Here is a 25,289-nt window from a genome sequence, read left to right on the forward strand (position 1 = left end):
CCGGTCCGGGTGCTGTTATCCTATGCGAACAATTATGAAAACTGGAGGCTTTAATTGTTATGTCAGCGCAACCGCAGTCAACCCAATCTGTCAAAATCGTCACCGCCGACCCCAGCGCCATCGGCCTGTTCGGATTGGCTATCGTCACCCTGGTCGCTTCTTCACAAAAACTCGAAATTACAACAGGCCTGAGCTACTGTATTCCGTGGGCTATCTTCCTCGGTGCTTTCGCCCAGCTGTTCGCTTCCATCCAGGATGCCAAGCACAACAATACCTTCGGCATGACCGCTTTTGGCGCCTACGCTTTTTTCTGGTTCGGCATGGCCGGAAGCTGGCTGATCAAACTCGGCGTCTTTGGAGCAACACTGGCAGAAGGGGTAGATCCCAAGCAGCTCGGTTTTGTTTTCCTCGGATATCTGGTCTTTACTTTATTCATGACCATCGGCGCAGTTGAAGCCAACAGAGTTCTGCTGATCATCTTCATCCTGATCGACTTCCTGTTCCTTGGACTGACCATGGATTCCTTCGGAATTGCCGCCGAGTTCTTCCACAAGATGGCTGCCGTTGCCGAACTGGCTATCGGTATCGTATCCCTGTACGGCTGCGGCGCAGCTGTGCTGAATGCCCATTTCGGCCGCACCTTCCTTCCAGTCGGCGCACCGCTCGGCATCTTCAAGAAATAGACAGCGGAATCTGCATAATTTCAGTTAATACAATAATGTCTTAAGCAACGGATAAGTACATTGACCCGCAGGGGCAGCGTATTTATCCGTTTTAGTTTGTTATGAATCATCCTGTCTGAATTCCGCTGTTTGAAGCCTGCAAGTAAACGGTCCATGTCTATTAGGTTTTTAGTTGCACTAAGCGGATAAAAATGACATGCTATAGTGACACCTACGACATATCTCGACATTTTTCCGCGGCCCGGGCCGGTTCTAGTGAATCATATTAATAAATGTTGAATTTTTTCAATATCGGAGGCACGTCATGGCTTTCATCAATAAAAAGCCTTTAACGATCATCCTCGGCTTCTTAGTCGTACTGCAGCTCTCTCTCTTCTATTACTACACTTTGTCGGTCAACCGGGAATACCGTGCTGAAACAGCCGATCTGTCCTCACTCGCAGTTATGCTGACCTCGAACATTGAAGAGAAGGTCTCGATTGTCAAAGGCGTAAGTTCGTTTATCCAAACTGTCGGCTTTGATGCCGATCCAGCCGTTATCAATCAATATTTAAGGCAAGCCTATAACAATTCCGGCAAGGTTACGAATATAATTGTTGCTCCTGACGGACTGATCCGCTATCTCTATCCGCTCCGCGGCAACACCACAATTATGGGCAAAAGCCTTCTGCTCGATCCCGGCCTGTCCACGCCCGGTCTGGTCGAGGAGGCAATCCGCTCCCGCAGCATTACGATAGACGGTCCGCGCACACTCGCCCAGGGAGACTACGGACTGGTGATCAGGCAGGCCATCTATAGCGGCAATACATTCAAAGGCATCGTCTCCGTAACCCTGCTCATTGACGATGTTGTGGACCATCTGCTTCAGGATGACTCCCCTGCCTTTGTAACCGCACAGGATAATGCTTTTCTGTTCGGGCATCCGGCAGATCAATCAGAAGAGCAGATCTCTGTACCGATTCAGATTTATAATCAGCAGTGGCAGATGAAGACCCCCTTCTCATCACACAAAAAATGGGGAATTTTGCGCAGCATCATCTGGATTGATATCGCCTTTTTGCTTGTGGCCCTGTTTGCCCTGTATATTTTTTGGCATCAGAACCGGTTCAACCGTGAACTGGAACGTGTGGTCAGCATCCGCACCCGCGATCTCCGTGTATCCAAACGGCTGTACGAAAAGCTGGCTCATTACGACAGTCTTACCGGGATTCCCAACCGCCGTTACTTTATGGATGAATTTGAACGGCTGCTGCAGTCTGCAGAACCGACGGATACATATACCCTGTTCTTTTTTGACTTGAACAAATTTAAGGAAATCAACGACACGCTCGGCCATTCCACAGGCGACCAGGTCATTAAGACGCTGGCGAACCGTCTGCGGAGCGGAAATCTTCCTTACAAGCTGTTCGCACGTACCGGAGGCGACGAGTTTGTAATGATTTTCGCCAGCCTGCCGCAGGAGCAAATCCCTGTAATAGCGCAGCGGATCAGCCTGCTGATTTCCGGCAATCTGTCCATTGCAGGTGCACTTTTGAGCTTGTCGACGAGCATCGGCATCTCTCTGTATCCGGAGCATTCACTGGCTAAAGAGGATCTGCTGGTCTTCGCCGATATGTCGATGTACCAGGCCAAGTCGCAGGACAACTGCAATTACTGTGTGTTCGACTGGGCGCTGCGCGAGAAGCTGGAGCAGAAAACAATGATCGCAAAATATCTCCACTCCGCACTGCAGAATGAGGAATTTGTACTGCATTACCAGCCTCAGATCAATGCTGCTACCGGACAAATGGTCGGTATGGAGGCGCTGATCCGCTGGAACCATCCGGAAAAGGGACTGATCGGGCCGGGCACTTTCATCACCGCCGTGGAGGAAGCCGGGCTGATGATCCAGCTCACCGACTGGGTACTGCGTGAAGTATGCCGTCAGCTCTGCGAGTGGCAGAAGCAGGGGATGCCTCTGCTGCGTACATCGATCAACATCTCCAGCAGCTGGTTTTACAACCGCAATCTGATGGAGAATCTGTTAGCGGTTCTTGAAGAATACGGCCTGGAGAGCAAGGTGCTGGAATTTGAAATTACCGAGAGCACCGCTCTGCTGGAAGAGCATTATCCGCTGCTGCAGCAGATGCGTGATCACGGCATTATGGTTTCGATAGACGATTTCGGCACAAAGTATTCCTCACTCAATTATTTGAAGCATTTTCCTGTGAACAAAATCAAAATCGACCGCACCTTCATAACAGGCATTGGCGTAAGCTCCATTGATGAAACCATCATTAAATCGATCGTGTATGTGGCCTCGCAGCTCGGCTATGACCTGATAGCAGAAGGGGTGGAGACACCGGAGCAGGCCGAGTTTCTGATTCAGCATAACTGCCCTTATATTCAGGGATTTCTGTATTTCCCTCCGCTGCCTGCCGCGGAAATCCTTAAGCTCGCTTCCTGAAAAGTGCATCCTCTCCCGGGGGTGTACTTTTTGTGTTTCTGTGACAAGAGGCATACTTCTCCTTCCGGCAACCATACTAATGACATTCTTGGCTATGACGGAGGTATGCTGAAATGGATAAAAAAATAAATCTGCTGATGTTCAGCGGAGAGTATGACAAGGCAATGGCCGGACTGATCCTGGCCAATACTGCACGTGATATTGATGTGGAGGTTACGATGTTTTTTGCTTTCTGGGGATTGTTTCTCGTCCGTGATCCCGAGAAAATGACCTTGGAGGATAAAACCGTCTACGAAAAGCTGATGGATGTGCTGACGCCTAAGGGCCCGCAGCATCTGCCGCTCTCCCGGATGAATTTCAGCGGCCTGGGACGGATGATGCTCGAGGAGATGATGGAGGATCAGGGTGCGCCGAAGCTGATTCATTTCCTGAAAGGTGCCCGCAAAAAAAACATCAAGTTCTACGCCTGCAAGCTCTCTGTGGAAATTATGGGCTTCAAGCCGGAGGAATTCCTGCCCGAGGTGGAGATCATTGATGCCGCCGCCTATCTGAAGGATGCACTGGAGAGCGATATGCAGCTCTTTATATAAACCTGTAGGTATAGGCATTAACCTATCTGCCCTGCACGGCATATACTGAGCCCAGAAGTGACGGCTTCAGGATGGCTGGCCAGAGCGGGCTTCACACGCCGGATTCAGGACCTCCAATGCCCGTCATACTGGATATTACCGGGCTGGGGGGATTGTCTGTGCTGAGCATCAACCACGCTTCTTCTGCGGAAGAGCCTGCTTCACTGCAAGAGCATTTTGCAACATTCCGGGAGCATACAATCGGCATACGCCACCATATAACAACTCCGTACGGCCGGCAGCCGCTGCTGTATGCCGACTGGACTGCCAGCGGACGGCTGTATGAGCCGATTGAACGGAAAGTGCAGGAAGTGTTTGGCCCCTATGTCAGCAATCCGCATACCGAATCGAATACAACCGGACTTACGATGACACTGGCTTATGCCGAAGCGAGAAATATCATCAAGCGGCACGTGAATGCCGGACCGGAAGATGTCCTGCTCTTCTGCGGCAACGGTACAACCGGTGCCATTAACAAGCTGCTGCGGATGATGGGCATGAGGCTTCCGGAATGGCTGCGGAAGGATCAATTCTTCAGTCCGGAGGAACGGCCTGTCATCTTCATCAGCCATATGGAACATCACTCCAATATCCTCCCTTGGCAGGAAGGAATCGGCGATGTAGTCACTGTTCCGGCGGATGCGGAGGGGAACATTGATCCCCGCCAGCTGGAGGAGCTGCTGAGGCGGTACCGGAACCGGCGCTGGAAAATCGGTTCATTCACCGCCTGCTCTAACGTTACCGGAATTCAGACTCCTTACCATAAACTCGCTGCTGTTATGCACCGTTACGGGGGCGTATGCTTCGTTGATTTTGCCGCGAATGCACCATACGAAGCTATAAATATGCACCCTGCTGCAGCTGCCGAGAAGCTGGATGCCATTTTCTTCTCCCCCCATAAATTTCTGGGGGGGCCGGGCACAGGCGGTGTGCTTGTTTTCGATGCCGCGCTGTGCGGAGGTGCTCTGCCTGACGAGCCGGGCGGCGGCACGGTCGTCTGGGTAAATCCCTGGGGGGAACGCCGTTACATAGATGCCTTGGAAATCCGCGAGGATGGCGGCACACCAGGATTCCTGCAGGCTTTCCGGACGGCGCTGTGCCTCAAGCTGAAGGAGCAGATGAATGGCGGCGGGCAGCGGATGATTCTCAGGGAGCAGGAGCTGTGCGGACAGCTCTTAAGCGGACTCCGCACCATACTCGGATGCTCCGTTCTGGCCGGCAGTCATACTCTTCGGCACGGCATTGTCTCTTTCACACTTAAGGATATTCATTATAATTTGGCTGTCCAGCTTCTGAATGACCGTTATGGTATCCAGGCCCGCGGAGGCTGCTCTTGCGCCGGACCCTACGGCCACTATCTGCTTGATCTTGACGCAAGCCTCTCCCATCAATTCATACAGGCGATCAATACCGGCGACCAGTCACTGAAACCGGGCTGGATCCGTGTCTCCCTCCATCCCATCATGACCGGCGGCGAAGTGGAACGCATCGTCTCCGCCGTGCGGAGCATCGTCAGCCATATTACAGCGTGGAGTGCGGATTACCGCTACAACCCTTCTACGAACAGCTGGCATCATATCAGCGGAAAAGACGGAGGACCCGCCGTCAGCAGCCTATTTACCCTGTAACGGCCCTTCCGGCGCAAGCCGCTCCTCCCGTTCGCGTGCTGCCCGGGCAAACCGGGCTTCAATCGCCTTTACACACCATAAAGACACTCCGATGAAGACCGCCACATAAATCAGTTCCGCCGGACGGCGGATAAACCGTTCCACATCATTGCCGATGTACGACACCGCAAACACCATAATAGCTTTGCCTGCGCACACTGCAAGCAGAAAAGATCGCAGCCGCATACCGGCAAGCCCGGCAGCCATGTTAATGACCACGAACGGCCCGACCGGAAACAGGCTGAGCAGGAAGACATAACTGAATCCGCTTTGACGGACCCATTTCATGCTTCTCGCCACTTTTGGCCGCCGGGCCCATTTCTGCAGATGGCGCTGTGAGGCAATCTTGCGGATAATCAGAAACGTAACCAGGCAACCGCCGACAAGTCCGATCCAGGAATACAAAAAGCCCAGCCATAAACCGTAAACCGCCCCGTTTAAGCCCACAATACCTATCGTCGGCAGCGGCGGCACAAAGGATTTCATAAAGCTGAGCAGGATCCCCGGCAGGGGACCCAGCGAGCGGTACTGCTCCAGCAGGAGCAGCAGACGCTCCTCTGTCAGCCAAGACATAATGTCCAGTGGATACATATAATTAAGCTCTCCTCCACTCAAATTGAGGCAACTGCGCCTCAATTATACAACACTTTGTTCTATTTAAATTCAAAATGAAGCATGGCTCACGGAATGTTCACGGGTTGCTCCCGCTTTGGCTGGACAAGCCGAAGCTGCTGCGGCTATGATAAATTGATATGAGTTTGGCCTAAAGTGAGGATTACATGAAACCATTTGATTATAGACTGCTGGTCAAGAGAGCCTTGGGTCTGCTGTGCATCTTCCTCCTCGCGGCTGCCGCGCTGGTCCCGCTGCTGGACAGCCCCGATGCCCCCTGTGCCCGGCAGAATGCCGGTATTGCCGATTTATCCTCCTGCACCTTTGACGGGGAATCCACCTTCGAGCTTGATGGTAAATGGCAGTTCTACTGGAACCGGCTCCTGGAACCGCAGACTCCGCCAGCCGGGAAAGACGGCCAGCAGAAGTTCATTTCAGTACCCTCTGACTGGACACCTCCGCTTCGGGGCACGGAATATGAACGTTACGGGTTTGCCACTTACCGGTTAACCCTGATATTGCCGGAGAATATCCCTGCTTTTGCGCTCAAAGTGAATAATATACGCAATGCCAGCACGCTGTACATTAACGGCCGGATAGCCGGTTCAAGCGGGCTCACCGGCACAGACAAGCAGAGCAGTGAGCCGCGCAATCAGCCTTATTCGGTGTCCTTCAGCAGCAGCCACGGAAGGGCTGAGCTCCTGATTCATGTCTCCAATTTCAGCTATGCCAGCGGCGGGATTGCCGAGCCCCTGCGCATCGGAACGCCTGAAGCGATAGAGGCACATGAGCAGCGCAGCAGCAGCTTCGACCTCTTTATGGTTGCAGGATTTAGCTTTATCGGCGTTTATCTGTTCGGGCAAGGGCTGCACCGGAGGGAGGACAGCTCTTCGCTTCACCTCGCCATGTACTGCTTCACCATTGCGGTGTACATGCTGACGCACAGCGAAAAGCTTCTGTTTCAGTTCTTCCCTTCCATTTCCTACGAGTGGTTCAGCAAACTGCAGCTGCTGTCGGGAGTAGCCGGGCTGTATTTCGTTTCAAGATACACCCGTTCCTTATTTCCTGCACTGTATTCACGCACCTTCGGCCGGATTACCTTTGCCTATTCGTTCGGGTTCGGCGTCATTACCCTGGCCAGTTCTGTGGAGGTCTATTCCCGGGCGGCAGGCATAGTGTTCATTTTCAGCTTTTTATCGGTCTGCTATACCTTCTATGTGATGGCCAGGGCTGCCTGGCAGAGAGAAACCGGAAGCTATTATCTGCTGATTGGCGTAATCGCAGCTATCATGTTCACTCTTACGTTAGCCTCCAATCTATTCCTGGGCACGTATTTCTACGCGATTCCTCCGGTAGCCGGCCCTATATTTGTGCTGGCGGAAGGCCTGTTTTTGTCAGCCAGGCAGGCCCATGCTTACGATACGATCAAACAGCTGTCCGAACAGCTGGAGCGCAGGGACAGAGACAAGGACGAGTTCCTGCTCAAGACCGCCAATGAGCTGCGCACTCCCCTGGGTGCCATTAATAATATTTCATTGTCATTATATGAAGGAGCCGGGGGAACACTCAGCCCCTCCCAGCGTGAAGATATGCGGCTTATCCTCGGAACGGGCAGGCGCCTCGCTTTTATGGTCAGGGACATTCTGGATTATGAACAAATCAAACGCCAGCTGATCACCCTTCACCTGAAGCCTGTCGATATTCAGGCCGTCGCCAATATTGTTATTGAGGTCTTTCAGCTCCTGAATAAGCGCGGCAAGGTCCGCATCAGGAACCGTATAGCTCCCGGCGAATATCTGGTCCCGGCCGATGAGCACAGGCTCATGCAGATTCTCTATAACCTGCTCGACAATGCGCTTAAGTTCACCGACAGGGGCAGCGTTGTATTCGAGGCGGCGCTGGACGGTGAGTTTGTATCCGTCACCGTCACGGATACCGGCCGCGGGATTCCGGAAGAACAGCTGGAGAGTATATTCCGGGACTATGAGCAGGCCAATGACGGGGACTTGCCGGAAAGCGGAGGACTGGGACTTGGCCTCCCTATTACCCGGAAGCTGGTGGAACTTCATGGAGGAAGTATCGCGGTATCTTCTGCACCCGGCCGGGGCAGCAGCTTCAAGTTCACCATTCCGCTAAGGGAGGGCGTGGACATGGCCGGCGAGCCTCAGGAGTGCGAGCTGCTGCCAGCTCCGGTCCAGCACCCTCCTGCGGCCCGGGATGATGAGTGGAAGTACCGCAGCAATCCGGTACATCAGCCAGCCGCAGCGACCGCCGGGACAGCCCCGCGGATTCTGATTGTCGATGATGATTATGCAGGACTGAAGTCGCTGACCAATCTGCTCTCTCTGGAGAACTATTCCATCACCAGTATGCGCAGCGGCAGGGAAGCCCTTGCGCTTTTGACGGAAGACCGGAATTTCGATCTCTGCATCATTGATGTCATGATGCCGGAGATGTCCGGCCTGGAACTCTGCAGACTGATCCGCAGAACCTATACCCCGCTCGACCTGCCCATACTTATGGCCACAGCCGGGCAGCAGCTTCACTTTAATGAATCGGCATTTCTGGCAGGGGCAAACGACTTCATTCATAAACCCTATGCCTGGAGTGATCTTAAGGGGCGGGTGAAGACACTGGTTCAGCTCAGAAGATCGGTAACGGACAGGCTCAGCTCGGAAATTGCCATGCTCCGCGCGCAGATCAAGCCGCATTTTCTGTATAACGCCATCAATACGATTATCTGGATGAGCACACGGGATAATGAGAAGACACGGCAGCTGCTGTACGATCTGAGCCAGTTTTTACGGGGCAGCTTTGACTTCAGTAACCAGGAGACAGCAATCCCCTTTGAGAAAGAGCTTGAACTGATCGAAGCTTATCTGTCACTGGAGCAGGCCAGGTTCGGCAAGCGGCTGAATGCCCGGTACAACATCGAAGTCTCCGACTTTGCGCTGCCGCCGCTGATTGTGCAGCCTATTATAGAGAATGCCGTACGCCATGGCTTAATGGAAAAAATCGGCGGAGGCACAGTGGTCCTCTCCACCCGGCAGGAAGCGGACGCCATCCTGATTACTGTCTCCGACGACGGCAAAGGAATGAACAGCGAACAGCTCTCCTCCTGGATGAGAGACGATTATATTTCTCCCGGCGGCCAAGGCACCGGGATCGGACTGAGGAACATCAACCGCAGACTGCTGAAGCAGTTCGGGCATCCGCTGCGGCTTACACAGAGAGCAGACGGCGGAATCGAGGTTCAGATCACAATTCCATGGAAGGAGGAGGCCTCCTGAGTTATTCAGTAATGATAGTTGATGATGAATGGCCGGCACTGGATCAGATGCGCGGGCTGCTGCAGCAGTGTGACAGCATCTCCGCAATCCATGCCTATGATAATCCCCGTGAAGCTTTGCAGGCAGCCGCCGGACTGAAGCCGGATATTCTGTTCCTTGATATACAGATGCCGGAGCTGTCCGGGCTGGCGTTTGCCGAGAAGCTTTTGCCGCTTTCGCCCGGTACGGATATCGTATTCGTAACCGCCTACCGGAATTACGCTGTAGAGGCCTTTGATCTGTCGGCAGTGGATTATCTGCTGAAGCCTGTGGTCCCTTCCCGGCTGCATCAGACTTGGAACAAGCTCATGTCCAAACGGACCCTCTCCGGCCCGTCCGGACAACCGGGCAGCGAGGTTCAGTTCCAGTTCCTCGGCGGCTACCAGCTGACAGGTCCCCAGGGCACTATAAAATGGAGCACGCATAAGGCAGAGGAATTGTTTGCTTATCTGTGGATTCACAGGCAGGGCAGCGTAAGCGTGATTCTCAGTGAAGTCTTTCCGCAATGGAATTACGAGAAAGGCAAACAGTATCTGCATACGACCGTCTATCAGATCCGCAAAACCCTCAAAAAAGCCGATCTTGGAGATCAAATCGAGCTCTCGTTCGACAGGGAAAACTACCGTCTGGAGTCGCAGGGAATTGAAGGGGATAACGACGTTTTTCAAGAAGCGGCAGCGCTGGCACTGCAAGATAACCATGTGGACAATCTGCGCGCTGCAGCCGCCCTCTATAAAGGCGACCTGCTGCAGTCCCTGGACAGCCTCTGGGTATACTCCAGCCGGGACAGATTCCGGCGGATATACCTGAGGCTTCTGGAGCAGCTGACCCAGGGGTTAATCCAGGCCGGCCGGCATTATGAGGCAGAGGAATACGCTGTACGTCTGGCGGAGCTGGAGCCGCTGGAAGAGGATTATGCGCTGCAGCTGATTTCCTTATATTATGCCATCGGCAGGCCCCTGCGGGCGCAGCGCAGATTTACCCAATTCAGAGAATCGTACCTCTCGGAGATGGGCGGAGATTTGCCTGACTGGTTCCTGGACGCTTACCGGGGTTTTGCTAAATAGCCTTCTATATAAAGACCCTGCATCTTCCATGCAGGGTTGTTTTTCATTCCTCCGTTTCTGTAAACGAAATATTTTATGAAATTTCCGCCACAATTCGACTTTTATCACCATTTATCAGCGGTTTATCAGCGGCAAATGATACCATGAATATACACACCATGACTTTGCGCCTAGATGTATTCTGATAGACTCGGGGGAAGTAACACATGAACAGAATGTCCATTTTTAAAAAATATTTCAAAGGCTCAAGATTTCTCACCTTGATGTTCTCCATGATGCGTGAAGTGACCGTTGACAGCACATCTCCGGCCATGACCGCCACCGTAAAAACAGACAAAACATTCTATGTACCGGGAGAGGAAGTAACCGTCCAGGTGCTGCTGCAGGACTTTGCTCCGGATGATCAGGGCTACAGCTTCTTCAACTTTATTGTCCAGTATGACAGCCAGGTTTTCGACAACTCGGAATATCTGGAGCAATCGGTATACAAAGAAACAGGGTTCACCCCAGGGAGTGAAGTCAGTAACGCTTTTCAGTTCAATTTCCTGAGTCCGGCGGACGGCAGCATCTCCTTTGGAGCGGATACCACGATGCGCGGAATCGACCTTCAAGTTGAAGCCAACAGCAAGCACATCTGCATACCCGCCGTTAATCAGACCCTCGTCACATTTAAGCTGCGTGTGAAAGAACATACGCTTGCCTCCTCATCCGTCATCAGCCTGGCCAATGAATTCACCAGAATCAGAGCTTGTGAAGCCAACAACAACTTTTATTTGTATTCACCGGATATTACAGCATTACCGTCAGAACCGGTCGCTATTGCGGCCGCACCTTCTGTTTCCGTTTTCTCTGCCGGAGCGTAATTCAAGCCGCCTTGTACAGAGTCCGCAACAGCATATTAAGGCTCACCTCCGGTCAGAAAAATCTAACGGCAGGTGAGCCTTTTTGCATTGGCAGGCCAGAGGATTCACTTGTACTGTACTTGTAATTGTTTTACCTGCTGATTTACTGAGGAGCTGCAGAGTCTAGTCGGAAATCCTCCACCTAATTCGCTCTTTTATCTTCATTTATGAGATTTAGTTGGAAATTCTCCAGCTGTTCTGGCGGATAAAAGCCTTTAGAGACTCATTCCGTACATTTAAGTGGATTTTTTCCAACAAACTTTGTAATACTGATATTTATCAGAAGATTAAATGGAGAAATTCCACTTAGCTTTTTTTTAAACCCTCCCTAAGAACACTTTCCAACACGGCTAATCAGCAATGCTGCCCTTTGTGCAGCAGAACCTGATTTAGAGTCATCCAGTCATCCGGCAATCTTTCTGCTGCATAAAGTGCAATCACAACAACTCTGTCTTACACAAATATCCGGGAATACAGCTTAAATATGACTTTCTATCGGGGCCTGCGGCCTGTTTCCGGCTACCAGCACGGTCGTGACATGCTTGCGTGCATCGGCAGTCAGCAGCAGCAGTTCCACGTCGTTTTTGTCCGGATCAGGACTTGTGAATCTCACCTTGGCGCCGTCGAGGTCCTCCTCAATGCCCACAATGGAATAGCCCTCCCGCACCAGACTGTCAATCTCCTGCCGTTCCAGGTCAAACTCATCAAATGCCGACATCCTAGACCACTCCTCCGCTGATTTCCACCGGGGCCGGATGCGGCGCTTCCGCCTCAAACCGTTTGCGGTGCAGATATTTGCCCGAGCCGGCCTGCCCGACGAACTGCTTGTCACGGATGACAAATTGTCCCCGGCTGAGCACAGATACCGGTTCACCTGTTACCTCCAGGCCTTCAAATGCATTGTAGTCCACCTTCATATGATGGGTATCAGCGGAAATCGTTCTCTTTACAGCAGGGTCAAAAATGACAATGTCCGCATCGCTCCCCACGGCAATGGTGCCCTTTTGCGGGAACAGGCCAAACAGCCTGGCGCTGGAAGTAGAGATAATATCCACGAATTTATTAAGCGAAATGCGCCCCTTCTGCACCCCTTCGGAGTAGAGAATACTGAACCGGTCTTCTATGGTCGGCCCGCCGTTCGGAATCTTCGAGAAGTCACCCCTGCCCAGCTCCTTCTGGCCCTTAAAATCAAAGGAACACTGGTCGGATCCGATCGTCTGCAGCGTGCCGCTCCAAAGCGCATCCCATAGCACGTCCTGGTTCCACTGCTCCCGCAGCGGAGGCGACCAGACGTATTTGGCGCCTTCAAAATCCGGCTTCTCCAGCGCGGACTGGTCAAGCACCAGATACTGCGGGCAGGTTTCACCGTAGACACGGAGACCTTTTTTGCGCGCTTCGGCAATTTTCCAGGCCGCTTCCGCACAGGTCACATGCACAACATACAATTGCGAGTCCGTCAGCCCTGTCAAATAAGCGGCCCGGCCGGTGGCCTCGCCCTCCAGCTCCGGCGGCCGGGTCAGCGCATGGTAAATCGGATCCGTATGGCCAGCGGCCAGCGCCTGCTCTACAAGATGCTCGATGACATCACCGTTCTCGGCATGCACCATCACAAGCGCACCTTCGCGCTTTGCGGCCTGCAGGGTTTTATATAACGTGCCGTCATCCGCCTGGAAAGTATTCTTGTAGGCCATGAACACCTTCAGCGAGGTGATGCCTTCCTGCTCAATAATCGCGGGAAGCTCCTCAAGCACCTTGTCGTTCAGGTCGGAAACCATTAGATGAAAGCTGTAGTCGATAACCGCTTTTTCTCTGGATTTGTGATGCCAGGTATCTACGGCCTGCTGCAGCGGCTGTCCCTTGGAGGTCAGGCAGAAATCGATAACCGTGGTCGTTCCGCCGTAAGCGGCAGCAATGGTGCCGGTCTCGAAATCATCAGCGGTAACCGTTCCGCCAAAAGGCATATCCAGATGGGTATGAGGGTCGATCCCGCCCGGAAAGATGTAACAGCCGGATGCATCAATAATCTCCGCACCGGTTGCCTCCAGATTCAGGCCGATTGCGTTAATCTTTCCGTCCTCAACCAGAACATCTCCGGCATAAGTATCTGCTGCCGTCACGATAATACCGTTCTTGATGATCTTTTTCATCTCATACCACCTCCGCTTGGGAATAGGAGCCCTTCAAGCCGCTGATCACCTTCTGCCGCTGGTTCCAGGTCAGCGGCAGCGCGCCGCTGTCCAGAGCGACCATATCGATGGCCCCGTCAGCAGGACAGACAATCGAACAGAGATTGCAGCCGACACAATCCTCCTCACGCACCTGCAGCACGCCTTTGCCATCCGCGTTCGTCAGCATATCGATGCATTGATGCGAAGCATCCTCGCAGGCAATATGGCATTTATTGCAGTTGATGCAGTTGTCCTGATTGATCCGCGCAACCACTTTATAATTGAGGTCCAGGTCGCCCCAGTTGGAGTATTTCGGCACGGATTTGCCGATCAGGTCCGTAACTGAAGCGAGACCTTTGTCATCCAGATAATTGTTCAATCCGTCGATCATTTCTTCAACGATCCGGAAACCGTGATGCATGACCGCTGTACAGACTTGTATTCCTGTGGAGCCCATGAGCATAAATTCGACTACATCCTGCCAGGTCGAAATGCCGCCGATCCCGGAGATCGGTACGCCGACAGCGCGGTCACGCGCACATTCGGCCACCATGCTCAGGGCAATCGGTTTGACCGCAGGGCCGCAATAGCCGCCGTGCGCCCCCTGTCCGCCGACATTCGGAATGGTGTTCCAGCTGTGAATGTCCACACCGGCCAGACTGTTGATTGTATTGATCAGACTGATGGCATCTGCCCCGCCTTTGACGGCATGCCGGGCGACTACGGTAATGTCGGTAATATTCGGCGTCAGCTTCACGATCACCGGTGTTGTTGCCACTTCTTTGACCCAGGTGGTCTGCGCCTGCACCAGATCCGGCTGCTGGCCGGAAGCTGCACCCATCCCGCGCTCGGCCATCCCGTGCGGACAACCGAAGTTCAGCTCCAAACCGTCTACACCGACGGCTTCTACGCGCTTGACGATTTCATGCCACTTCTCCTGCTTCGGCTCGACCATCAGGGAGGCAATAATCGCCCGGTCCGGGAATTTCTTCTTCGTCTCGTATATTTCCTTCAGATTGACCTCCAGCGGACGGTCAGTAATCAGCTCGATGTTATTGAATCCCGCTACACGCTGGCCATTGAAATGCACGGCGGCGAAACGGGAAGAGGTATTGATAACCGGCTCGCCCAGCGTCTTCCACACCGCACCTCCCCAGCCTGCTTCGAACGCCCTCTGCACCTGATATCCTGTATTGGTAGGCGGCGCCGAGGCCAGCCAGAACGGATTCGGTGACTTGATACCTGCAAGATCAATACTTAAATCTGCCATAGATATTCCCTCCCTGTCATATGTAGTCCGGTCAGACCGCCGGGCTTGTGTTCTCTGACTGTACTTGCGTTACACCGCTGAGCCGATCACACTGTCCTGCCGCCCGGACATCTGCTTCACAATCGCATAAGCGGCATCCTTACCCTGCTGGGCCGCCGATACAACCATCGCTTCACCCTTGCCTGAACCGAATACGATATCACCTGCGGCATAGATTTGCGGATCGGAGGTCCGGCCGGTTTTCTTATCGATTTTGACCACACCCCATTCATGCTCAAGACCAAGGTATTCAATAAGATCGATCCGCCGTTTCTGTCCGATCGCCACTACAACGGCATCGACAGGCATCAGGAATTCGGAACCTTCAATGGGAACAGGGGTTAACCGGCCATCTCTGCCTGTCTCTCCGGTCAGCTTCATCTGCACACACTCCAGTCCGGTTACATTGCCAAGACTGTCGCCTACGATGCGCTTGGGCAGGGTCAGCCAGCTGAATTCCACACCTTCCTGCTTGGCAAATTCATATTCAAAATCATAAGCCGTCATCTCCTCACGGGTACGGCGGTATACCATCTTAACATTCGATGCTCCCAGCCGCGCCGAGCAGGTGGCTGCATCAATAGCCGTGTTACCGGCACCGATCACAGCGACACGCTGGCCCATCAGCTCCAGTGTGGGGATACCTGTCTTAGTCGTCTCCACCAGCTCTATCGCATCATATACACCCGACAGCTTCTCACCTTCGATCCCCAGCGGCGGGACATAACCCATGCCGGCAGCCAGTACAATTGCGTCGTAACCCGCTTTGAGCTCCTCAACAGATACATCGACGCCGACTTTCATACCCGTCCGGATTTCTACACCAAGCTTCTCGACCTGCTCCACTTCCCAGAGCGAGATGGACTGCGGCAGCCGGAATGAGACAATCCCGTGCGTATCCAGTCCGCCGGCAAGCTGCTTCGCTTCGTACACCACGACGGCAAACCCTTCCCGGGCCAATTCTCTGGCTGCAGACAATCCTGCCGGACCTGCACCGATAACAGCAACCTTTCTGCCGTTTGGAGCACCAGCCCTGAACAGCTGAACACCGCTGTTAACCGCCCAGTCCGTTGCGTAACGCTGCAGCAGTCCGATCCGGATCGGTTCAGAGGCATCGTTCAGTACACAAGCCCCTTCACACAGCTCCTCTGTAGGACAGACGCGGGCGCAGCTGGCCCCGACAGGATTGGATTCCATAATGGTCATGGCAGAGCCCTTCAAATTATCGGTCGCAATCCGTTTGATAAAGGAAGGAATATTGATGCCGGTCGGGCAGGCCTTGATGCACGGCGCATCATAACAATAAAGACAGCGGTTGGATTCTTCCATGGCGCCTTTGCGGGTAAGTCCCGGCTCAGCCTCGGCGAAATTGCGCATGAACATGTCAGGTGTAAATGCAGTTAACGGAGAATTGTGCTCCATCAATTATCCCTCCTTCTGTACAGTTCCGGTTTCCGGATCATTTAAATGTCATATAAAATAACACAATTGCGGAAATCGCCTCAAAATTTTACTTACTTATCAGGTGTAATGTAGTAAAATAAGCTTTAACGCATTACTTTTCACATTTCCCTATCCGCTTTGGTTATGTTATCTGACATATTATATTCAAACTATAGTCATTTCGGTTTTTCGTTACATTAGACACATTGTCTAATTTCAAAAGTGTATTTTTTACCCGAAAGCAGTCACCCGTGCCGCTCTATCGCGGTACTTCAAATGATGCAGTTTCGTTATTTCAGGACAGAACACGCCAAAGGAGCTTATGTCATACGACATAGACGAGGGGGAAGCTTATGGATTGGGAGCTTGTATTTACGGTCCGCGATGCGCTGGGGCGGCCATTATTCGGTGAAGCGGAGATGATCGGGGGAAAGAACGGCCTGAACCGCGCCATCCGCTGGGTGCATGTACTGGAGAGCGCCAGCTTTGACAGTCTCATCCACGGGGAGGAGATGATTCTGACCACCGGAATGGGCGTCAGCGTGGATTTGCCCTCATCCCTGTCCTTTATGCAGAACTTGATCGACAAGAATGCCGCCTGCCTGTGTATTGAGCTCGGAGCTTATTTCAGCCGGATTCCGCAGGAGATGATCGACCTTGCGAACAAGCATGACTTTCCGCTGATTATATTCACCCGGACCGTCCGTTTTGTGGACATCACCCTTGACCTGCATTCCCTCATCATCAACCGTCATCACCGCATGCTGCAGGAGCTGGAGAGCATTTCCCGCGAATTCCACCGTCTGACACTGACCTCCCAGGGAACCATCAAAGTGCTGCAGCTTTTATGCAAAAGCACCCGCACACAGATTGTCTATCTGCAGCCGCAGGGTAAACCCCTGTTCTTTCCGGCGGTGCCTCCTGAAGAGCAGACCCCGCTGCTGAACTTCTTCGATTCTTTCAGCGAAGAAATGGAGGGCCTCCAGCCGGACGCCGCACCTTATCTCCGCGAATACGGGCACAAGACAGCTGCTTTGAAGCCTGTCGGCGCCCTGGACCAGACCTGGGCCTACATTCTGATGATCTGCCGCCACAAGCCGCAGGAATTTGACTGTCTGCTGCTCGATTCCGCCTCCCTATCCATTGCCCAGGAGCTGCTGCGCACACGTTATATGGAGGAGCGGAAGCTGTTCTCCGAAAATTTGTGGGTCGATGAGCTGGTGGGCGGACGCATTGAGGATGATAACCGGGTCAAGGGACTGGCCGGCCCTGATTTCAATATCGTAAATGAGCTTCCCTACCGCGTATGCCTGATTGAGATCGAGAACCCGCGTGACGTCAAATGGAACAGCTCCGAGAACGAATGGGAGTCGATTACCTTCCATTTGTCGCTCATTCTGAGATCCATTTTTGAGAAATATTCGCTGCGCCCGCTGATCACGCTCAAGAACAACCGCCTGACCGTCATCGCCCTCGACATCCAGTCCAAGCTGCCCGGCAAGCTGCGGCTGCAGCAGGCGCTTGATGCGCTGCAGCATATCCGCTCTGATGAGAAACTAAAGGACCTGCAGCTCGTCATCGGAGTCAGCAAGTCCCGCAAAGGCCTGAGGCATGCCCATGCCGGCTATCAGGAAGCCGTCCAGGCATTGTCACTCTATTCCTGTTATCAGAAGCCCGTTCTGTTCTATGAGGAGCTCGGAGTATTCCAGCTGCTGCTGAATCTGAATGACGGCAGCACGCTGGAAAATTTCATCCGCAGCTATCTCGGCCCGCTGATCGACCATGACCAGTCCAAGGGCAGCGAGCTGCTGCTGACGCTGCGCGTCTTCCTGGATCATGACGGCTCCAAGCAAATCGCAGCGCGCAGCCTGTTCATCGTCAGACAATCCCTCTACTACCGCCTGGACAAAATCACCGAGCTGCTCGGTGAGGACTTCATGCTGCCGGAGAACCGCATCTCTATTCAGGTCGCACTGCGCGCCTACCAGCTGCTGTATCCCGACAAGCTTACTTTGCCCAGCTCCCGTTCAGCACAGCTGTAAGTGTGTCGATAATGAACTGCACATCCTCGTCTGTCGAGGATAACGGCGGCGCAAGCGTAAGCACATTATTGTAGCCTGCGACCGTGTCCCCGTTCTTGCCGATAATGAGCCCCTTCGATTTGCATTCGGCAATAATGCCTTTGACAACCGGCAGTTCGGCAGGCTGCTTCGTAATTTTATCCGCCACCAGCTCTATGCCGATTACCAGCCCGAAGCTGCGGATATCGCCCACCAGCCTGTGCTCCAGCAGCCCGGCCAGCCCGCTGTGCAGCCTTTGCCCCAGGATGGCGGCACGTTCCACAAGTTGATCCTGCTCCAGGATTTCCAGATTGCGCAGCGCGAGCGCACAGGCTGCAGGATTGCCGCCGAAGGTGTTAATGTGGCGGAAATGGCCGTAATCATCGCTGTTATCCTTGAACGCTTCATAAATATCCTTGCGCACCGCCGTTGCCGACAGAGGAAGATAGGCGCTGGTCAGCCCCTTCGCCATCGTAACGATATCCGGCTTGATGCCAAAATTATGATGTCCGAACTTCCGCCCGGAACGCCCGAAGCCGCAGATCACCTCGTCAATGATCAGCAGCAGGCCATGCTTCCGGCAAATTTCCTGCACCCGGTCCAGGTAGACCTGATGCGGCACTATAACCCCGCCGCCTGTAATAACCGGCTCCATAATGACCGCCGCTACCGTCTCTGCACCCTCCCAGATGATCGTATCCTCGATGGCCTGCGCGCACTGGAGATTGAATGCCTCGGCCGTCATTCCGTCAGGCCGGCGGTAGCTGTCAGGCGGAGCTACATGCAGGAACCCGCCGCTAAGCGGCTCATACTTATATTTGCGCTGCGCCTGGCCGGTAGCCGAGAGCGCCCCGAGCGAACTCCCGTGATAACCGCGGTAGCGGGCGATGAACTTATGCCGGTAATGCTGGCCGGTCTGCTGCTGGTACTGGCGGGCGATTTTGAAGGCTGCTTCGTTGGCCTCAGAGCCGCTGTTGGAGAAGAAAATGACATAATCATCCTCCAGCCACTCATTCAGCTTCTCGGCGAGCGCAATAGCCGGCATATGGCTTTGGGTCAGCGGAAAGTAAGGCAGGCTGAGCAGCTGCTGATAGGCGGCGTCCGCCAGCTCTTTTCGTCCGTAGCCGACATTTACACACCAAAGTCCGGACATTCCGTCCAGAAATTTGTTCCCATCGATATCCGTAACCCATGATCCGCTTGCGGCTGCAGCAATCATCGGCGGGCTGGTCTCACTGTAAGGCGTAATATTATGCCATAAATACTGCTGGTCCTTTTTAATGGCCAGTTCACTTTCTTTGCCCAGGCTCTGCACAGCACTCTCTCCTCTCACACTTCCATAATGGTCAATAACGTGCCGTAAGCATTTTTTTGCGGGTATAGAATTCAACACCGTCACGTCCATTGGCATGCAGATCCCCGTAGAACGACTTCTTGTAGCCGGAGAACGGAAAAAAGGCCATCGGCGCAGGCACGCCCAGATTCACACCCAGCATTCCCGCATCAATTTCCTCACGGAACTCCCTGACCGCTTTGGCACTATCCGTATAAATGCAGGCTCCATTGGCAAAAGAGGACTCATTCGTCACGGTAATGGCTTCCGCAAGATCCTTGACACGGACTACGGACAGCACCGGCGCAAAAATTTCGTCACGCCAGATTGTCATTCCCGGCTCCACCCGGTCGAAGATGGTCGGCCCAAGAAAATATCCCGCACCGGAAGCCGCTGCATCCTTGCGCCCGTCACGCACCAGCTCGGCATTCTCCCTCACACCTGTTTCAATGTAAGCTGCCGTACGGTCTTTATTCGACTGGCGGATTACAGGACCGAGGAATACCCCCTCTTCACTGCCGTTTCCGATCCTCAGTTCATCCGCTGCTTCAATCAGGCGGCCCACCAGCTCATCCGCGATATCCTCATGTACCACAACTACAGAACAGGCCATACAGCGTTCACCTGCTGAGCCAAAGGCAGCAGCAGTAATATTCTTTACGGCATTGTCCAGGTCGGCATCCGGAAGCACAATTGAGTGATTTTTGGCGCCGGCCAGTGCCTGCACCCGCTTGCCGTGCGCCGTTCCATGCTTATACACATATTCCGCTACCGGCTGGGAACCGACGAAGGATATTGCCTTCACCTCTTCATGCTCAAGCAGCCCGTTCACGACCTCATGCGCGCCGTGGACTACATTGAGCACGCCGGGCGGAAACCCTGCCTCCGCGAACAGCTCGGCCAGCCGGTTCATCAATAGCGGCGTGCGTTCGGACGGTTTCAGCACAAACGTATTGCCGCAGGCAACCGCCAGCGGGAACATCCAGCAGGGCACCATCATCGGAAAATTGAACGGTGCGATCCCGCCAATGACGCCAAGCGGATAGCGGTACATGCCGGATTCAATGCCTGTGGCAATGTCGGGGAGCTGGCTTCCCATCATCAGCGTGGGGATGCCCGAAGCAAACTCGACGCACTCAATGCCGCGCTGCACCTCCCCCATAGCCTCCTCCGTGCTTTTGCCGTTCTCCAGCGTAATCAGTCCGGCCAGCTCAGTCCAGTGCTGCACCAGCAGCTGCTGATACTGGAAGAAATACCTGGCCCGGCGCGGAACGGCAACCTTTTTCCACAGCTTATAAGCCTCAGCCGCCGCCCGGACCGCCTGATCCGTCTCCTCCCGGCTGGAGATCGGCACATAAGCGATAATTTCTCCGGTGGCCGGATTGAAGACCTCCTCCTGAACTCCGGAAGAGGAATCTGTCCAGACACCATTCACATAATTTCTGACTTTCTCTGTCTGCTTTATTAGCAGAGACATGGCCCGCACCTCTTTCCTGTCGTCCCGCATGCCGGTTATAATGGATGACCGCCATCCCCGGCGGCCATCTCAGCTATTCATATCTGAACAAATTATTCCGCGGCCATCTCCACAATCTCATTCGTGTAGGCTTCTTCTATATTCGCCGCTTCCTTGATTACGCCGAACTTCAGGGCAATATCTGCCGTCTGCCGGAAGGCAGCCTCATCGGTATATCCCATCCTGGCGGCATCAAAGCCTTCCGGCTGGATCAGCTTTGCCACCTCTGTCATCATAGTCAGCTGATGTTCCCTTGTCGTGCTGCCTTCCTCTGTAAGCTTCATCACACTGTCTACGGCCGCTTCCGGATCGGCAATGGCATCCTTCCAGCCCTTCAGGGAAGCACGGACGAATTTCGCCGCCGTTTCCTTGTTGTCTTCAAGCCACTCACTGTTGGCAAACAGATTATCTTCAAGCATGGCCACGCCTTCCTCATTCATATCGATGACGTTCAGCTCTTCAGGCTTAACTCCCGACTCCAGCACCACCTGATACTCGTTGTAAGTCATTGCCGAGGCCGCATCGATTTCTCCGCCGAGGAACTGGTCCATCGTAAAGCCCTGCTTTGTGAAATTCAGATCCTTGTTCGGGTCGAGCTGGTACTTGTCGAACAGGGCCAGAATTTCAAATTCATTGCCGCCCATCCAGTTGCCTACCTTTTTGCCCTTCAGGTCAGCCGGCCCGCTGATTCCAGCCTCTTTCTTGGAGACGAGCACAAGTCCGCTCTTCTGGTAAATCTGCGCAATCTGTACAAGCGGCATCTCCTGCTCCTGGCTGGTCAGCAGACTGGCTACCCAATCCACGCCGATATCAGCCGAGCCGCCGGCCACCTGCTGCTCAGGTACAATATCCGGTCCGCCCGGCAGAATTTCAACCTTAAGCCCCTCTTCCGCATAGTATCCCTTGTCCTGGGCCAGAAAGTACCCGGCGAACTGCGCCTGGGGCACCCATTTCAGCTGCAGCTTCACTGTAACCGGCTCTGCTGCGGGTTCTGCCGCTGCTGTATCCGGCGCTGCCGATGCCCCCGCCGCCGCTGTCGCTTCCGCTGCCGGAGCAGCATTATTGCCCCCGCCGCACCCGGCAAGCAAAGACATCCCAAGCATCACCGAAGCCAGCAACAGCCCGCTGCGGAATTTGTTTTCTGTACCTTTCATCAGACCACTCCCCCTACCATTAGATTTTGTAAAATCAGGAAACACAGCATGGTTACCATCGTGGTGCTATATGCATACGCCCCGGCCGGAGGATTCTCTGTCTTCCTTCCCTGACAGGACGGATGTATCGGGCTGAAGGCATTATGAACGCTGGGAGGGATGCCATTTGATGAACATTTTCTCCAGCCGCTCAACAACCAGGTAAAAGACAACGCCGACGACCGCCGCAAGCACAATGCATGACCAGCCCAGCGGCATTTTGGCTACCTTGATCGAGTTGGAGAGCAGATAGCCCAGCCCGCGGGAGGAGAAGAAAAACTCACCGACGATAGCCCCGATCATGCTCGCTGTGGCATTGATCTTGAGTGCCGTGAAGACGTAAGGCAAGCTGTTCCGGATGCGCAGATAGCGGAATACCGACGGCTTGCCCGCCGCATAAGAATGCATCAGATCCAGAGCCAGCGGATCAACGGCAGCCATACCTTTGTAAGCATTGATCGCCATGGCTGCCATTGTGGTTGCTGTTACGATGGCAGCCCGCGAGCCGATGCCGTCCCCGAACCAGAGATTCATGATCGGAGCAAGCGCCACAATCGGAACAGCATTCAGGGCAGCTACCAGCGTGAGGCTGCCGCCGCCCCAGCGGGGCCAGGCGGTTGCCGCCAGGGCAACCAGAAATCCGCAGGCCGAACCGATCAGCATTCCAAGCACAGCTTCGGCAAGGGTATATCCGGTGTAGGACAGCAGCAGGCTGAAGTTATCCCGCATCGACTCCCAGATGGCAGAAGGCAGCGGCAGCTGATATTTTTTGAGATCAAACAGCCTGTGAAAAACCTCGTACTCCCACAGCAGCAGGAACAGCACACCTGCTGACAGCGGTAAGATCACCGCCGGATTCAGCCATTTCATGGACCGGCGGTTCCTTTTTTGCTGGTCGGCCGGGTTTAGGACTGCTCTTTCTTTCGTTGTTATACGAGATGACGCCGGCCCTTCATTACCTGAAGGAGACATAAATGCCGTTTCCCGCACTGAATTACTGTCCATCAGCGGCCGCCTCCCTTCGGACGGAATTCCGGCTGCCATGGTGCCGCAAAGCGTTCAATCAGGCTCATCAGCCAGTAGCTCGCAATACCAAGCAGCGCCCCTACAAGCACAGTGGACCAGAACATATAAGTATGAGAGGGGCCATAGTACAGATTACGGAGCATAATGACACCGATGCCGTGCTGGGCACCCATCAGCTCCACCAGAATCGCTCCCGTAACCGCTAGCGGGGCAGCAATCTTTAGTCCGCTGAACAGTCCGGGCAAGGCTGCCGGAAAGCGCAGCTTGAAGTACACTGCCCAGGGCTTCGCGGCATAAGAATGCATCAGCTCCACTGCTGACAGATCCACGCTGCGGAGGCCGCGCAGCATATTGAGCGCCACCGGAAAGAAGGTGATATAGCCGGAAATAATAATCCGCGATATCTGCTCATCCCGCACAATTCCGTAAATAATCGGCGCAAGCCCCAGAATAGGGATCATCTGCGAGGCAATCGCATACGGGAAGGCCAGCTGCTCAATGATCTTCGACAGACTCATCAGCACGGCGAGCAGAATACCGGCCGCCGCCCCGATCAGGAATCCGATCCCGGCATTGCCGAAGGTGGCCCCACCCTCTTTCAGCAGGGTACCGCTATATTTCCACAAGGTCGCCGCCACTTCATGGACATACGGCAGCTTTGACTGGGCAAGCGGTGTCTTCACCACATGAAGCAGCATCCAGGAGACAGCCTCCCACACCACCAGCAGGCCAAAGATCCAGACGAACAGCGGCAGCAGTCTGCTGCGCAGGAGTGTACCGTTCCCTTTCATCTCTACACCCCTTCAAAGCTGTCGCGGATGTGGGCAACCAGTTCAAAAAATTGCGGGCTGTTTCTCATCTCCGCCGTACGCGGACGCGGCAGCGGAATATCAACCACTGCAGACAACCTCCCCGGATGCGGAGATAGCACAAACACCCGGTCGGACAGGAAAATGGATTCAGGGATACTGTGAGTGACGAAAACAACGGTGCTCTTCACTTTGTTCCAGACGGAGAGCAGTTCCTCATTAAGCCGTTCGCGGGTGAATTCATCCAGCGCGGAAAACGGCTCATCCATAAGCAGAATTTCCGGTTCCATGGCCAGCGCTCTGGCAATAGCTACCCGCTGCTGCATGCCTCCGCTCAGCTGCCAGGGGTATTTGTCCGCGAAGCCCTGCAGGCCCACCAGCTCCAGAAGCTCCTGCGCCTTCTCCTCACGGGCAGGCTTTTTCACCCCCATCAGCTCCAGCGGAAGCGTAATGTTATGCTTCACCTTCCGCCAGTCATACAGCACAGGACTTTGAAATACGATTCCGTATTTTTGCGCCAGCCGGGCTTCCTTGGCGGTTTTTCCGGCCACTGTCACATTTCCGCCAGTCGGTGTTATAAGATCTGCCATCAGCCTGAGCAGAGTTGTTTTGCCGCAGCCGGACGGCCCCAGAAGGGAGACAAACTCTCCCCGGGCAATGTCCAGGCTGACCTGATGCAGCGCAAGCACATCGGCCGCCTCCGTCTTATAGCGCATCTCCACATTTTGCAGCTGGATTTCAGGAATTTTTGCCGCTACCAATGACATCTCCGCTTCCCCCTTCATTCCTGAATCGGAATTACAAATGTTAAATAACATAACACATTAAGTGGTATTAGAATACTGCTTCCTATACCGTGTAGGATTAACTAACATGTTACACTGTGCCAGGAAAACACTCACTAGACAAAAAGTAAAATGGAGCTGATAAAATTCCGTCACTTTGTCTAGGCAGCTGTATACATTGCAAAAAATCAAAGGGGATGCCGATAAATAGGAGAGGGTAATTTTCACTGAATCCCTATTCATTGCCGAATGTGATCCGGACAAATCTGTGATACTATCAATCTTATATCCTTGCCAAAAAATACGGGAGAC

General features: G+C 53.8%; 19 protein-coding genes. 8 read left to right on the forward strand and 11 right to left on the reverse strand.

Annotation, left to right across the window (positions count from 1 at the left end; all coding sequences use genetic code 11):
• The first annotated feature begins 59 nt into the window (after positions 1–59).
• From C2I18_RS10745 to C2I18_RS10760, 4 genes are all read left to right on the forward strand, one after another.
• Positions 60–683: an acetate uptake transporter gene (locus C2I18_RS10745; RefSeq protein WP_249901172.1), complete on the forward strand. Its 624-nt coding sequence runs from the start codon at positions 60–62 to the stop codon at positions 681–683.
• A 304-nt stretch (positions 684–987) separates the two neighbouring features.
• Positions 988–3,129 (forward strand): putative bifunctional diguanylate cyclase/phosphodiesterase, encoded by a 2,142-nt coding sequence (locus C2I18_RS10750; protein ID WP_249901173.1) that lies wholly within the window; start codon positions 988–990, stop codon positions 3,127–3,129.
• A 113-nt stretch (positions 3,130–3,242) separates the two neighbouring features.
• Positions 3,243–3,719, forward strand: a complete 477-nt coding sequence (locus C2I18_RS10755; RefSeq protein ID WP_249901174.1) for a DsrE/DsrF/DrsH-like family protein — start codon at positions 3,243–3,245, stop codon at positions 3,717–3,719.
• A 116-nt stretch (positions 3,720–3,835) separates the two neighbouring features.
• Positions 3,836–5,386 (forward strand): aminotransferase class V-fold PLP-dependent enzyme, encoded by a 1,551-nt coding sequence (locus C2I18_RS10760; RefSeq protein WP_249901175.1) that lies wholly within the window; start codon positions 3,836–3,838, stop codon positions 5,384–5,386.
• Here C2I18_RS10760 and C2I18_RS10765 read toward each other — a convergent pair.
• A complete protein-coding gene (locus C2I18_RS10765; RefSeq protein ID WP_249901176.1) occupies positions 5,372–6,016 on the reverse strand; it encodes a TVP38/TMEM64 family protein in 645 nt (214 codons plus the stop codon). The two genes, C2I18_RS10760 and C2I18_RS10765, sit on opposite strands and share 15 nt — an antisense overlap.
• Positions 6,017–6,204: 188 nt before the next feature.
• Between C2I18_RS10765 and C2I18_RS10770 the strand changes: the two genes are divergently transcribed.
• The 3 genes from C2I18_RS10770 (at position 6,205) to C2I18_RS10780 (ending at position 11,296) form a co-directional block, all read left to right on the forward strand.
• On the forward strand, positions 6,205–9,327 hold the full coding sequence (locus C2I18_RS10770; RefSeq protein ID WP_249901177.1) for an ATP-binding protein: 3,123 nt from the start codon (positions 6,205–6,207) through the stop codon (positions 9,325–9,327).
• Between the two features lie 11 nt (positions 9,328–9,338).
• Positions 9,339–10,433 carry a response regulator gene (locus tag C2I18_RS10775; RefSeq protein ID WP_249901178.1) on the forward strand — a complete coding sequence of 365 codons (1,095 nt, stop codon included), beginning with the start codon at positions 9,339–9,341 and terminating at the stop codon, positions 10,431–10,433.
• 206 nt (positions 10,434–10,639) lie between these two features.
• Complete coding sequence (locus C2I18_RS10780) at positions 10,640–11,296, forward strand: hypothetical protein (protein WP_249901179.1); 657 nt, start codon at positions 10,640–10,642, stop codon at positions 11,294–11,296.
• Between the two features lie 517 nt (positions 11,297–11,813).
• On the opposite strand, the gene C2I18_RS10785 is transcribed toward C2I18_RS10780, so the two are convergent.
• From C2I18_RS10785 to C2I18_RS10800, 4 genes are all read right to left on the reverse strand, one after another.
• Positions 11,814–12,053 (reverse strand): hypothetical protein, encoded by a 240-nt coding sequence (locus tag C2I18_RS10785; RefSeq protein ID WP_249901180.1) that lies wholly within the window; start codon positions 12,051–12,053, stop codon positions 11,814–11,816.
• A gap of 1 nt (position 12,054) precedes the next feature.
• The gene (gene hydA / locus C2I18_RS10790) at positions 12,055–13,482 is read right to left on the reverse strand and encodes a dihydropyrimidinase (RefSeq protein ID WP_249901181.1); all 1,428 of its coding nucleotides are present in this window, start codon (positions 13,480–13,482) and stop codon (positions 12,055–12,057) included.
• A 1-nt stretch (position 13,483) separates the two neighbouring features.
• Positions 13,484–14,773: an NAD-dependent dihydropyrimidine dehydrogenase subunit PreA gene (preA, locus tag C2I18_RS10795; protein WP_249901182.1), complete on the reverse strand. Its 1,290-nt coding sequence runs from the start codon at positions 14,771–14,773 to the stop codon at positions 13,484–13,486.
• A 69-nt stretch (positions 14,774–14,842) separates the two neighbouring features.
• Positions 14,843–16,234 carry an NAD(P)-dependent oxidoreductase gene (locus C2I18_RS10800; protein WP_249901183.1) on the reverse strand — a complete coding sequence of 464 codons (1,392 nt, stop codon included), beginning with the start codon at positions 16,232–16,234 and terminating at the stop codon, positions 14,843–14,845.
• A gap of 374 nt (positions 16,235–16,608) precedes the next feature.
• Here C2I18_RS10800 and C2I18_RS10805 point away from each other — a divergent pair, with 374 nt between their 5' ends.
• Positions 16,609–18,297, forward strand: a complete 1,689-nt coding sequence (locus tag C2I18_RS10805) for a PucR family transcriptional regulator (protein ID WP_249901184.1) — start codon at positions 16,609–16,611, stop codon at positions 18,295–18,297.
• Here C2I18_RS10805 and C2I18_RS10810 read toward each other — a convergent pair.
• From C2I18_RS10810 to C2I18_RS10835, 6 genes are all read right to left on the reverse strand, one after another.
• Positions 18,263–19,630 carry an aspartate aminotransferase family protein gene (locus C2I18_RS10810; RefSeq protein WP_249901185.1) on the reverse strand — a complete coding sequence of 456 codons (1,368 nt, stop codon included), beginning with the start codon at positions 19,628–19,630 and terminating at the stop codon, positions 18,263–18,265. The genes C2I18_RS10805 and C2I18_RS10810 overlap by 35 nt on opposite strands.
• Before the next feature lie 31 nt (positions 19,631–19,661).
• The gene (locus C2I18_RS10815; protein ID WP_249901186.1) at positions 19,662–21,125 is read right to left on the reverse strand and encodes a CoA-acylating methylmalonate-semialdehyde dehydrogenase; all 1,464 of its coding nucleotides are present in this window, start codon (positions 21,123–21,125) and stop codon (positions 19,662–19,664) included.
• A 92-nt stretch (positions 21,126–21,217) separates the two neighbouring features.
• A complete protein-coding gene (locus C2I18_RS10820; protein WP_249901187.1) occupies positions 21,218–22,318 on the reverse strand; it encodes an ABC transporter substrate-binding protein in 1,101 nt (366 codons plus the stop codon).
• A 141-nt stretch (positions 22,319–22,459) separates the two neighbouring features.
• A complete protein-coding gene (locus C2I18_RS10825; RefSeq protein WP_249901188.1) occupies positions 22,460–23,227 on the reverse strand; it encodes an ABC transporter permease in 768 nt (255 codons plus the stop codon).
• A gap of 134 nt (positions 23,228–23,361) precedes the next feature.
• Positions 23,362–24,174, reverse strand: coding sequence for an ABC transporter permease (locus tag C2I18_RS10830; RefSeq protein ID WP_249901189.1), 813 nt, complete (start codon positions 24,172–24,174; stop codon positions 23,362–23,364).
• A gap of 2 nt (positions 24,175–24,176) precedes the next feature.
• Complete coding sequence (locus C2I18_RS10835; RefSeq protein ID WP_249901190.1) at positions 24,177–24,959, reverse strand: ABC transporter ATP-binding protein; 783 nt, start codon at positions 24,957–24,959, stop codon at positions 24,177–24,179.
• Positions 24,960–25,289: the final 330 nt, after the last annotated feature.

Origin of the sequence: Paenibacillus sp. PK3_47, from assembly GCF_023520895.1 — a bacterium.
Classification (GTDB): Bacteria; Bacillota; Bacilli; order Paenibacillales; family Paenibacillaceae; genus Paenibacillus_AQ.